This is a genomic window from Micromonospora lupini str. Lupac 08 (assembly GCF_000297395.2).
In the GTDB taxonomy this organism is placed as follows: domain Bacteria; phylum Actinomycetota; class Actinomycetes; order Mycobacteriales; family Micromonosporaceae; genus Micromonospora; species Micromonospora lupini.
Genome location: NZ_HF570108.1, coordinates 1,708,541 through 1,720,346 on the forward strand (window position 1 = coordinate 1,708,541; position 11,806 = coordinate 1,720,346).

General features: G+C 71.9%; 10 protein-coding genes and 1 riboswitch. Of the genes, 5 read left to right on the forward strand and 5 right to left on the reverse strand.

The annotated features are described in order from the left end of the window. Positions 1-63: 63 nt before the first annotated feature. On the reverse strand, positions 64-849 hold the full coding sequence (gene lexA, locus MILUP08_RS09045) for a transcriptional repressor LexA (RefSeq protein WP_007456842.1): 786 nt from the start codon (positions 847-849) through the stop codon (positions 64-66). A 594-nt stretch (positions 850-1,443) separates the two neighbouring features. Here lexA and nrdR point away from each other — a divergent pair. Next, a complete protein-coding gene (nrdR, locus tag MILUP08_RS09050) occupies positions 1,444-1,944 on the forward strand; it encodes a transcriptional regulator NrdR (RefSeq protein ID WP_007456845.1) in 501 nt (166 codons plus the stop codon). Positions 1,945-1,976: 32 nt separating this feature from the next. Continuing rightward, entirely contained in the window at positions 1,977-4,892 is a 2,916-nt protein-coding gene (locus tag MILUP08_RS09055) for a vitamin B12-dependent ribonucleotide reductase (RefSeq protein ID WP_007456846.1), read from the forward strand. Between the two features lie 160 nt (positions 4,893-5,052). On the opposite strand, the gene MILUP08_RS09060 is transcribed toward MILUP08_RS09055, so the two are convergent. Next, positions 5,053-5,952: a bifunctional 5,10-methylenetetrahydrofolate dehydrogenase/5,10-methenyltetrahydrofolate cyclohydrolase gene (locus MILUP08_RS09060; protein ID WP_007456848.1), complete on the reverse strand. Its 900-nt coding sequence runs from the start codon at positions 5,950-5,952 to the stop codon at positions 5,053-5,055. A gap of 12 nt (positions 5,953-5,964) precedes the next feature. Then, a riboswitch (ZMP/ZTP riboswitch) is annotated at positions 5,965-6,046 on the reverse strand. Between the two features lie 242 nt (positions 6,047-6,288). On the opposite strand from MILUP08_RS09060, the gene MILUP08_RS09065 reads away from it, so the two are divergent. Together MILUP08_RS09065 and MILUP08_RS09070 are read left to right on the forward strand one after the other, a co-directional pair. Further along, positions 6,289-7,272, forward strand: coding sequence for a hypothetical protein (locus tag MILUP08_RS09065; protein WP_007456852.1), 984 nt, complete (start codon positions 6,289-6,291; stop codon positions 7,270-7,272). Positions 7,273-7,350: 78 nt separating this feature from the next. After that, a complete protein-coding gene (locus MILUP08_RS09070; RefSeq protein WP_007456854.1) occupies positions 7,351-8,286 on the forward strand; it encodes a DUF2332 domain-containing protein in 936 nt (311 codons plus the stop codon). Between the two features lie 2 nt (positions 8,287-8,288). Here the strand turns inward: MILUP08_RS09070 and MILUP08_RS09075 are convergent, their stop codons facing one another. The 3 genes from MILUP08_RS09075 to MILUP08_RS09085 are packed head-to-tail and all read right to left on the reverse strand — an operon-like array spanning position 8,289 to position 11,396. Beyond that, positions 8,289-9,221 carry a MerR family transcriptional regulator gene (locus MILUP08_RS09075; protein ID WP_007456856.1) on the reverse strand — a complete coding sequence of 311 codons (933 nt, stop codon included), beginning with the start codon at positions 9,219-9,221 and terminating at the stop codon, positions 8,289-8,291. A 33-nt stretch (positions 9,222-9,254) separates the two neighbouring features. After that, positions 9,255-10,109 carry an alpha/beta fold hydrolase gene (locus tag MILUP08_RS09080; RefSeq protein WP_007456858.1) on the reverse strand — a complete coding sequence of 285 codons (855 nt, stop codon included), beginning with the start codon at positions 10,107-10,109 and terminating at the stop codon, positions 9,255-9,257. 9 nt (positions 10,110-10,118) lie between these two features. Beyond that, entirely contained in the window at positions 10,119-11,396 is a 1,278-nt protein-coding gene (locus MILUP08_RS09085; protein ID WP_007456860.1) for an MFS transporter, read from the reverse strand. Positions 11,397-11,539: 143 nt separating this feature from the next. Here MILUP08_RS09085 and MILUP08_RS09090 point away from each other — a divergent pair, with 143 nt between their 5' ends. Next, the gene (locus MILUP08_RS09090; protein ID WP_007456862.1) at positions 11,540-11,782 is read left to right on the forward strand and encodes a DUF5522 domain-containing protein; all 243 of its coding nucleotides are present in this window, start codon (positions 11,540-11,542) and stop codon (positions 11,780-11,782) included. The last annotated feature ends 24 nt before the right edge of the window (positions 11,783-11,806 follow it).

The window sequence follows — 11,806 nt, forward strand, 5'->3', positions numbered from 1 at the left end:
GCGCCTTCTTCGGTCGGGCGGCGCGGGTGAGCGCGGTAAACCACTCACCCGCCCGCCGGCCGGTCAGATTCGGCGGAGCACCGCCACGACCCGGCCCATGATGGTGGCGTCGTCACCGGGGATCGGGTCGAAGGCCGGGTTCTGCGGCATCAGCCAGACGTGCCCGTCGCGGCGCCGGTAGGTCTTGACGGTCGCCTCGCCGTCGAGCATGGCGGCCACGATCTCGCCCGAGTCGGCGGTCGGCTGCTGCCGGACGACCACCCAGTCGCCGTCGCAGATCGCCGCGTCGAGCATCGAGTCGCCCTTGACCTGGAGCATGAACACCTCGCCCTCGCCGACAAGCTCACGGGGGAGGGGGAAGATGTCCTCCACCGCCTGCTCGGCGAGGATCGGCCCACCGGCGGCGATGCGGCCGAGCATCGGCACGTACGCCGGGGTGGGCCGTTGGGCGCGGGACAACTCGTCGTCGATGGCCTCGCTGGGGGCCCGGACGTCCACGGCGCGCGGCCGGTTGGGGTCGCGGCGCAGGAAGCCCTTCTTCTCCAACTCCTTGAGCTGGTAGGCGACGCTCGACGGTGACACCAGGCCGACCGCCTCGCCGATCTCCCGGACGCTCGGCGGGTAACCGTGCCGCTCCACCCAGGTGCGGATGAACTCCAGGATGCGGCGCTGGCGGGCGGTCAGGTCGACCGTCGCCGGGTCGGGGAAGGCGCTGACCACCGGGGTGACCGGGCGCACGGCGGGCTGACCCGTCCGGCTGCGCGCGGCGCTGCGGCGTCGGGTGGCTGGCGGGCCCGCCTCGGAGATCTGCTGCGGGCTCTTCGGCCGGCTGGCCCGGTCCTCGGTCACGTCCGTCCTCCCTGGTCGGCGCTGGGTGCCTCGTCGGCTCGTGGTGCGTGCGGTGGTGCCACGGATGGTGCTCGAGTGGTGCGTCGCCGGGTGTGGTGAAGATCCATCGCGCCCGGTTGTTCCTGACCGTATAGGTGAGATCGGTCATTTTCAAACATCTGTACGACCTCTCACCGGCGTGTCGGGGTGAAAAACCGCTCCGCTCGTACGGATGTTCTGATAAATGGTACGTCGGATAGCACGGGTGTTCGATCGGTGGCTGTTTTCCGGGGTGGTCGGGCCGTGTGGCCGGTAACCGGGTCGGCTTGTCGGCGTTGGTTCTGCGGTGGAGCGGCGGGTCCGGATGACCGGATGGTCCGTGACGCGCCGGACACGCCGACCAACTTGACCCGCGTTCGCCAGCGACATACGGTCAACCCCTAGATGTAGTAGTGACATGGGCGTAAGTTGCCTACAGGTTGGGTTCGACTACCGACCGCACTCCCGTAACGTTGATCACGGCGGCCGTCACCGACAGTGGCGCCGTCGTGGCGAGTCGTGTCCGGGAGTGCCCGGTCGGGTCCGCGGTGGATCATCATTTTGGAGGTTTGGGCGATGCGGTGTCCGTACTGCCGGCACGCCGACTCCCGGGTGGTCGACTCGCGGGAGGCCGACGACGGCCAGCTCATCCGGCGGCGACGCTCCTGCCCGGAGTGCGGCAAGCGGTTCACCACAGTCGAGGAGGCGGTCCTCGCGGTCGTCAAGCGCAGCGGGGTGACCGAACCGTTCAGTCGTACGAAAATCATCGGCGGGGTGCGCAAGGCGTGCCAGGGCCGGCCGGTGGACGACGACTCACTCGCGCTGCTGGCGCAGCGGGTGGAGGAAACCGTCCGGGCCAAGGGGGCCGCCGAGATCCCCAGTCACGAGGTGGGCCTGGCGATCCTGGGCCCGCTGCGCGACCTGGACGAGATCGCCTACCTGCGGTTCGCCAGCGTCTACCGCTCGTTCGACTCGCTCGCCGACTTCGAGCGCGAGATCGAGACGTTGCGGGCCGTGGCGCGAGCCCGGGAGCAGGGCCGGGCCGACGCGGTCGAGGCCGCCGGCCGTACCAACTGACTTCACAGTTTTTCGAGAGATCAGGACGCGCGGTGGGTGACCGCGCAGACGAGGGGGGCGACGGCGTGACAACGAGCCGTTCACGGAACAAGGCAGGCACGGGGCTGAAGATCGAGCGGGTGTGGACGACGGAGGGGGTCCACCCGTACGACGAGGTCAGCTGGGAGCGCCGTGACGTCGTGATGACGAACTGGCGGGACGGCTCGATCAACTTCGAGCAGCGGGGTGTGGAGTTCCCGGAGTCGTGGAGCGTCAACGCCGCGAACATCGTGACCACCAAGTACTTCCGGGGCGCGGTGGGGACCCCGGAGCGGGAGTGGTCGCTCAAGCAGCTGATCGACCGGGTGGTCACCACCTACCGCACCGCGGGTGAGGAGTACGGCTACTTCGCCAGCCCGGCCGACGCCGAGGTCTTCGCCCACGAGCTGACCTGGATGCTCCTGAACCAGGTGTTCAGCTTCAACTCGCCGGTCTGGTTCAACGTCGGCACGCCGTCGCCGCAGCAGGTAAGCGCGTGCTTCATCCTCGCCGTCGACGACTCGATGGACTCCATCCTCGACTGGTACAAGGAGGAGGGGCTGATCTTCAAGGGCGGCTCCGGCTCCGGCGTCAACCTGTCGCGGATCCGCTCGTCCCGCGAGCTGCTCTCCTCCGGGGGCAACGCCTCCGGCCCGGTCAGCTTCATGCGCGGCGCGGACGCCTCGGCCGGCACCATCAAGTCCGGCGGCGCGACCCGCCGGGCGGCCAAGATGGTCATCCTCGACGTCGACCACCCGGACATCCAGGAGTTCGTGGTCACCAAGGCGCGCGAGGAGGACAAGATCCGCGCGCTGCGCGACGCCGGGTTCGACATGGACCTCGGCGGCTCCGACATCGTCAGCGTGCAGTACCAGAACGCCAACAACTCGGTCCGGGTCTCCGACGAGTTCATGACGGCGGTGGAGAACGACGGCGGTTTCGACCTGCGGGGTCGGCTCGACGGGTCGACCATCGAGACGGTCGAGGCGAAGAAGCTGTTCCGTTCCATCGCCCAGGCCGCCTGGGAGTGCGCCGACCCGGGCCTGCAGTACGACGACACGATCAACGGCTGGCACACCTGCCCGGAGACCGGGCGGATCACCGCGTCGAACCCGTGCTCGGAGTACCTGCACCTGGACAACTCCTCGTGCAACCTGGCCTCGCTCAACCTGATGAAGTTCCTCCGCGCCGACGGTGGCTTCGAGGTGGAGAAGTTCGTCAAGTCCGTCGAGTTCGTCATCACCGCGATGGACATCTCGATCTGCTTCGCGGACTTCCCGACCGACAAGATCGGTGAGACCTCCCGCGCCTACCGGCAGCTCGGCATCGGCTACGCCAACCTGGGCGCCCTGCTGATGGCCACCGGCCTGCCGTACGACTCGGACCAGGGCCGCTCGGTCGCCGCGTCGATCACGTCGCTGATGACCGGCACCGCGTACCGCCGCTCGGCCGAGCTGGCCGGCGTCGTCGGCCCGTACGACGGCTACGCCCGCAACGCCGAGCCGCACAAGCGGGTCATGCGCAAGCACGCCGCGGCCAACGACGAGATCAAGCCGACCAGCCCGGTGGCCACCGCGATCGTCCGCGAGGCGACGAAGCAGTGGACCCAGGGCAACAAGATCGGCGACAAGTTCGGTTGGCGCAACGCGCAGGCGAGCGTCCTCGCCCCGACCGGCACGATCGGCTTCATGATGGACTGCGACACGACCGGCGTGGAGCCGGACCTGGCGCTTGTCAAGTTCAAGAAGCTGGTCGGCGGCGGCTCGATGCAGATCGTCAACCAGACGGTGCCGCGCGCCCTGCGCAGCCTCGGCTACCCCGAGGAGCAGGTCGAGGCGATCGTCGAGCACATCGCCGACCACGGCCACGTGGTCGACGCCCCGGGCCTCAAGCCGGAGCACTACCCGGTCTTCGACTGCGCGATGGGCGAGCGGTCGATCGCCCCGATGGGCCACGTGCGGATGATGGCGGCCATCCAGCCGTTCGTCTCCGGCGCCATCTCCAAGACGGTGAACATGCCGGAGGCGGCCACCGTCGAGGACGTCGAGAAGATCTACTTCGAGGGCTGGAAGCTCGGCCTCAAGGCGCTGGCGATCTACCGGGACAACTGCAAGGTCGGCCAGCCGCTCTCGGTGGCCAAGTCCAACAAGGCCACCACGCCGGCCGCCGTCGAGACCGCAGCCGCCGCGCCGGCCGCGCCGGCTGCGGTGGAGAAGGTCATCGAGTACCGGCCGGTGCGCAAGCGCCTGCCGAAGAAGCGCCCGTCCGAGACGGTCAGCTTCTCCGTCGGTGGCGCCGAGGGTTACCTCACCGCGTCGTCCTACCCGGACGACGGCCTCGGCGAGGTCTTCCTGAAGATGTCCAAGCAGGGCTCGACCCTGGCCGGCGTGATGGACGCCTTCTCGGTGGCCATCAGCATCGGCCTGCAGTACGGCGTGCCGCTGGAGACGTTCGTCAGCAAGTTCACCAACATGCGCTTCGAGCCGGCCGGCATGACCGACGACCCGGACGTGCGCATGGCGGCCTCGGTGATGGACTACATCTTCCGTCGCCTGGCGCTGGACTTCCTGCCCTACGAGCGCCGCGCCGAGCTGGGCATCTTCACCGCCGGCGAGCGGGCCGCCCAGCTGCGGGCCGAGGCCGACGCGGAGGCCGCCGCCGTCACCGGCGCGGAACTCACCGCGATGGCGTCGTCGGCGCCGGTCGAGGCTCCGGCCAAGACCGAGGCCGTCGCCCAGCCGGCCCAGGAGATGGCCGACGTGGCCGCCGCCAAGCCGGCTCCGAGCGTGGGTTCCAGCACCGAACTGCTGGAGGCCGTGATCGGCAAGGCCGCGGACGCGCCGCTCTGCTTCACCTGCGGTACGAAGATGCGCCCCGCCGGTAGCTGCTACGTCTGCGAGGGCTGCGGCTCCACCAGCGGCTGCAGCTGACGTACGCGTCAGCGCTGCCCCGACCTCCTGCCCGGAGGCCGGGGCAGCGCAGTTTCCGCCGCCCTCGTGATCGACTCGAGTTCCAGGAACTCGGGGTATCGCGCCCGCCCGGACACCCCGACTTCAGCGAACCCGCGATCACGCACTGAAGCCGGAGGGTCTACCGGGTCGCGCGTTCGGTGGCGCGCACGGCGTTGCGGAACAGCATCGCGACAGTCGTCGGACCGACCCCGCCGACCCGGGGCGTGATGGCGCCGGCGACCTCGGCGCACGCCTCGTCCACGTCCGGCAGGAGGCGCCGCCCGGCGTAGCGGACACCGGCGCCGATGACGACGGCGCCCGGCTTGACGTGCTCGGGCTGGACGATTCCGGGTACGCCGGCGGCGGCGACGAGGATGTCGGCGCGGCGGGTGTAGCGGGCCCAGTCGGGCACGCCGGTGTGCACGACTGTGACGGCGGCGTTGGCGGTCGGGCGCTTCTGGGCGAGCAGCATCGCCAGGGGCCGGCCCAGGGTGGCGCCGCGGCCGAGGATGACTACCTCACGGCCGGCGACGGGGATCTCGTGGTGCGCCAGGAGGGCTTCGATGCCGGCGGGGGTGCACGGCAGCGGGCCGGGCAGGCCGACGGCGAGACGGCCCATGTTCAGCGGGTGCATACCGTCGACATCCTTGTCCGGGTCGATGGTCTGCAGCGCCGCGTCGTAGTCCAGGTGTCCCGGGACGGGGTACTGCACGAGCAGTCCGTGCACGGCCGGATCGGTGTTGAACCGGGCGATGGCCCGGTGCAGATCGGCCTGGGTGACGGTGGCCGGCAGATGCACGTGCGGGGAGGCGAAGCCGAGCGCGGCCGCCTGACGCTGCTTGATGCCGATGTAGCCGGCGCTGGCGTCGTCGTCGCCCACCAGGATGGTGGCGAGGCTCGGTGTGATCCCGCGGTCCCGTAGGCGCGCGACCGCGGCGGCGACCTCGGCGAAGATGGCGTCGGCGACGGGTGCGCCCGGCAGGAGTCGAGCCGCACCCGACGTGGTGTGGGTCTCTGCGGATTCGCGTGTCGTGGTCATGAAATCCCTCGACGCGGGCGCCCAGGCGGTCGACGTCCGCGAGAGGCTCCCCGATGGTTCCACCATCCCCGTGCCGCCAGTCGCCGGTGGTTCGATGATGCCCCATCGGCGAGGCGGTCGCCCAGCAGGGGATGCGCGGCGGGGATCACCCGCCACGCTCGTGGCCTGAGCCGTTCCCTCGGTCGGGGGACGAGGCGGCACGAAGGTCCCACTGCGGCGGGATCCCGACGGCCGGTAACCGGGAGAGGCTCGCCGGAGCCGGAGCCGGAGCCGGAGCCGGGCCGAGCCGGGTCGGGTCGGGTCGGGTCGGGGCGGTTGTAGCGGAGGGCGGGACCAGTGACGGATGCACAGATCGGCGTGACGGTGGCGGCGGTGCCGCCCGAGCAGGACATGGGCGCGCGGTGGAGCGCCGCCCGCAAGGTCGCCGGCTACGCGGCGGCGTCGGCCATGTCCCTGTACCTGCTCGTCAAGGTCGTCTGGATCGCTGTCGCGCTGCTCGGGAGCGGGCCGGACGACATGGGAACCGTCGCCTGGGTGGTGCTCAACGCGGTCACCGTGGGGATGTCCGCGATCGGGGTCACCGTCGGGCTGGCGCTGGCCCAGGACTGGGGCAGGCGGATTCCCGCGCGACCGTTGATCTTCTTCGCCTGGGTGGGCGGTGGCTTCCTGGTGCCGATGCTTCCGTACCTGATGGTCAGCGGTGTTCTCGCGGCGCTGGAAGGCGGCGGGTCCGTCGACGGTGGCGGGCAGGCGCCGGCCTGGGAGGGTCTCCTCATCGGCGTCGGCTTCCTGGGAATGGCGGCGGGACTGGCCGTGGCTCTGCCGATCTATCTGCGGCAACGGTGGCCGGCCGCCTTCCTGGGCCGGCTGGGGGATCGGCCGCCCCGCCCGTCGTGGTTCGTGCTGCCGGCGGTGACGGTGACCGTCGCGCTGGGTCTGCTCTGGCTGTCCTGGGCGTGCGGCGGGACGCTGGGCATCGAGTCCGCGCACCGCGCTGGTGGCGGTGACCTCAACGACCGCCTGTTGAACGGCAACGCGGGATTGTGGGCGCTGATCGGCGGGTGGAGCGTCTGGGCGCTCGACCGTCGCCGCCCCGGTCGGCTGCCGCGCTGGATTCCGCTGACGTTCGCGTTCGCCGCGTCGGGCTCGCTGTTCGCGTGGGGCGGCTGGAAGCTGCCGATGGCCGTCATCCGGCCGGCGGGTTACGTGGCCGTCGAGTATCCCGCCGTGGCCGTCGCCCAGCACACCCTGAGCATCGTCGCGGGTCTCGCCCTGCTGGCCACCGTCCTGTCCGTCGCCCGGGCCCGGAGGCATTGGTGATGAAGGCCGCCGATGGCACCGAGGCGGGCCGGGAGCCGCGGGGCTGAAAACTCGGCAGAACGTTGCGACGATCGGGGCATGACGACCATCGAGGCGTACGTCGAGTTCGGCACCCGCGAGGCGCACGGCGTCTCACCGACGTACGAGCGGCTGTCCCACGCCGTCGCCCACGACGGCGACCTGCTCGCCCTGCTCGACACGCTCCCGCCCGGCAAGCGGCAACCCAACCTGCTGTTCGGCGTCGTGCGCTGGCTGGGCGGGCCGGTCGACGACCCGGTCGCCTTCCACGACTACACGGTGGCGCACTGGCCGGCCGTCGAGGCGCAGGTGCTAGCCCGAGCCACCCAGACGAACGAGGCCGGCCGGTGTGCCGTCCTGCTGCCCGTGCTCGCCGCGTTGCCGCAGCCCCTCGCCCTGCTGGAGGTCGGCGCGTCGGCGGGGCTCTGCCTCTATCCCGACCGGTACGCCTATCGGTACGGCGAGTACGAGGTCGGCGACGGCACGCCGGTGCTGGAGTGCGCGGCCGGTGGGTTGGTGCCGCCGGCGCGCGTACCCCAGGTGGTGTGGCGGGCCGGTCTGGACCTGAACCCGCTCGACGTGACCGACGCCGGCGACGTGTCCTGGTTGGAAGCCCTGATCTGGCCGGAGCACGCGCACCGGCGGGCCCGGTTGCGTGCGGCGGCGGCGGTCGCCGCGGCCGACCCGCCGCTGCTGGTCCGCGGCGACCTGGTGGACGACCTGCCGGCGCTTGCCGCGCGGGCGCCGGCCGACGCGACGCTTGTCGTCTTCCACACCTCGGTGCTCTACCAGGTGCCCGTCGCGCGCCGGGAGGCGTTCGTCCGGCTGGTGCGTGAGCTGCCGGGGCACTGGATCGCCAACGAGGCCCCGGAGGTGCTGCCCTACGACGGGCTGCCCGACCCGCCGGACGCGGCGCTGCACAACGTCCTCGCGCTCGACGGCAAGCCGCTGGCCTGGACCCGGGGCCATGGTCAGGCGATGACCTGGTTCGGCTGAGATCAGGCCCCCGCCGGCAGCCGGGCGCGCAGCGCTCGACTGAACCAGTCCACCGCCGGCGTCACCCCGCCACCCGTCGCCCAACCGTTGATCACCGACAGCAGGTCGAGGTAGCGGTCCCGGCGGCTGTCGTTCGCCAGGGTCAGCCGGTCCAGCAGCCGACGGCGCAGGTCGGTGTCGTCGGGGATGTGGTGCAGTCGCGCGTACCGGCCGGTGACCGCCGCGACCACCGGCTCGGCCTCCGGGCCGGTCGGATCGAGACCGGCCGCCAGGGCGGCCGCCACCCCGTTCCGGACGATCGCGACGGCGTCCGGGCGGGGCGGCCCGGGTACGTCGTGGTCGGCGGCGTGCTGACGCGCCAGCCGCCGCATGCTCGCCCGGAAGGTGGTGTCCCGGCACAGCTCGGCCAGCTCCAGCCACGCCTGCACCTGCTCGGTGGTCGGGTCGTCGGGCAGCTCCGGCGTCATCGAGACGATCACCCCCGGGTACGTCGGCGGGTCGCCCGTGAAGACGCTGTCCAGGAAGTCGTCCACCAGTTGCTTCCGTTCCCGGGTGGTGAGCTGGGCCAGTCGGTGCAGGTCGTCCACCTCCGCCGGGCCCGACCCCCGCCGCGCCGCCACGGTGAGCACCGCCCGGCGCAGCCGCAGCACCCGGATCTGCACCGCCAGAGCCTCGGCGTGCGCGGCGGCCACCTCGTGCAGGGGCACCTCGCGGTCCACCACCCGCCGAATGGACGCCAGATCCACGCCCAGGTCGCGCAACGTCCGGACCAGTTCCAGTCGGGCGACGGCATCCGGGCCGTACCGCCGATAGCCGGCCGGGCTCCGATCGGTGGGCGGCACGATCCCGCTGTCGGCGTAGTACCTGATGGTCTTGACGCTCAGGCCGCTCCGCCGGGCCAGGTCACCGATCGTGTAGCGCTCTTCCCCGTCCATGCCCCCACCCTGCTGTCTCCCCCCGGTGGAGACTCAAGCCCCGGCCGGACCGGCGAGGAACGCCGCGAGCGTCGCGCGGAACGCCTCGGCGTCGTCGAGCCACGGGTAGTGGCCCGCGCCCGCCTGCACGACCACCTCGGCCCCGGGAATCAGCTCGCCGAGCTGGGCCACGAGGCCGGGCGGCGCGCCGAGGTCGACCTCACCGGCGACCAGCAGCACCGCGCCTCGGTGCGCACCGAGCGCGGCGCGGGTGGCCGGCGGGTCGAAGGCGCCCTCGCTGCCGAAGATCCGCGCCGCCTCCTCGTTGCGCTGGCCGGCCTCGGCCGCCTGGTGCGCCTGGGCCGTCTCGTCCCACCGGCCGTAGAAGAACGGGGCGATCGCCTGCCAGGCCTCCGGACTGGCCCAACCGGCCACCATGGAATCCAGGGCCTCCGCCGCCGCCGGAAACCACGGCTCGGCCACGCGGACGCGGGTGACCTCCTGACGCAGCGCGGCCGTCGCCGGCAGCCCGACCGCCCGGGTGCTCGGGGTGACAAGCGCGAGCCGGCCCACGCGGTCGGGGTGCCGGGCCGCGTACTGCGCCGCCACGTTGGCGCCGGCGGAGTGCCCGAGCAGGTCCAGCCGGTCGAGGCCCAGGTGCCGACGCAGTGCCTCCACGTCATCGACCAGACGGTCGCAGCGATAGGTGGAGACATCCGCCGGCGCCGCCGACCGACCGGTGCCCCGGTGATCGAGAACGACAAGCGTCCGCAGTGCGCCCAGGCCACCGAGATCGCCGAGGTACGCGGAGTCGCGCATCGGGCCGCCCGGCAGGCAGACCAGCGGGTCACCACCCCCGAGGGTCCGGTACGCGAGCGCCGTCCCGTCCGGCGCGGCAAAGGTGGCCATCGTCGGACCCTACGACGAAACCGGCGGCGGAGTGTCCCGCATGCGGCGCAACGGTGAGCAGACCACGAACAGGCACGCCGCCCAGGTGCCCAGCACGCACACCCAGAGCGCCCCGCGCAGCCCCAGCGCCGTGCCGAGCGCGCCCCCGGTCAGCGCGCCGAGCGGGATCACCCCGAAGCAGATCCAGAGGAACGCGGCGTTGACCCGGCCGAGGATCGCCGGCGGGGCGATCCGCTGCCGGTACGACATCGCGGCCACGTTGAACAGCACCGCGTTGGCCGAGAACGCGGCCAGCCCGACCCCGTAGAGCAGCAGTCCCCAGCCCGGTCGGGCCAACGGCATCAGCAGGTAGAACGGGCCTGGCGCGGTCATCGCCACCCAGATCACCCGGGCCGAGCCGAGCCAGGCCGACAGCCGGGCGGCCAGCACCCCCACCACCAGCCCGCCGACGGCGCTCACCGAGAAGACCAGACCCACCTGCACCGGCGCGGCGTGCAGCTCACGCACCAGGAAGGTCACCTCGATCGAGGCGGACGCCATCACCCAGAAGTTCGACCACGTCGTGCAGGCCAGGATGCTGACCAGGATCGGTTGCCGCCGGATGAAGCCGAGCCCGTCGGTCAGCTCCACCCGCAGGGGTACGCGGGGAGCGGGCTCGCGGCGTACCGGTGGCTGCCGGATCAGGATCAGCGTCAGCGCGCTGACCAGGAAGGCGAACCCGTTGGCCAGGAAGGTGCGGGCCGCGCCGACCAGCCCGATCAAGGCGCCGCTTACCGTCGGGCCGACCAGTTCGGCGGCGTCCTGGCTGATGGTCAGCTTGGCGTTGCCGTCCACCAGCAGGTCCGCCGGCACCAGCCGGGGCAGCAGGGTCTTGTACGCCACGGTGAACAGCACGGTGAGCACGCCGCCGAGCCCGACCACCGTGTACAGGAAGGGAAGGGTGAGGTGGCCGACAAGCGCGGCCACCGGCACCGACAGCAGGAGCGCGGCCCGACCCAGGTCGCAAACGATCATCAGCCGCCGCTTGTCGAGCCGGTCGGCGACGATGCCCGCCGGCAGGGAGAACAGCAGGTACGGCAGCCAGGCCAGGACGGTCAGCAGGGAGATCTGGAACACGCTGGCGTGCAGGGTGTCGGCGGCGAGCAGCGGCACCGCCACGTTCGTGATCCGGGTGCCCAGCTCGCTGACGGTCTGACCGCCCCAGAGCAGGAGGAAGTTTCGGCTGCGCCACAGCGACGGGGTCGTCCCCGCCTGGATCGCCGGGGACTGCTCCACCTGCTGGCTCACTGTCGCCGCCTGTCCGTGCGGGTTGGCGCCGCCGGCCGGCGGCCCGGGGACTCTATCGAGGCGTCACCCCGGCCGGCACCGCATTTCCGCCGGCCCGGGGCACGGCGGGGCCACCGCCGACGGGTCCTCCTAGACTGCTGCGGGTGAGTGACGAGCGACGACCCCTGGCGGATCGGCCGCTCACCGAGCCGCACCCGTCCCGGCTGCCGCCCGAGCGCCCCGACCGGGCTCGGATCCTCGCCGCGCACGCCGCCGCGCTGGCCGCCGGGGAGGCCGGTTACCTCGACCCGGCGACGGGGCTGTTCGTGCTCAGCGCCGGTTTCCTGGCCCGCCGTGGCACGTGCTGCGGACGCGGCTGCCGCCACTGCCCGTACGTGGACGATTGACTCCCCGAATCCTGCTTACTGACC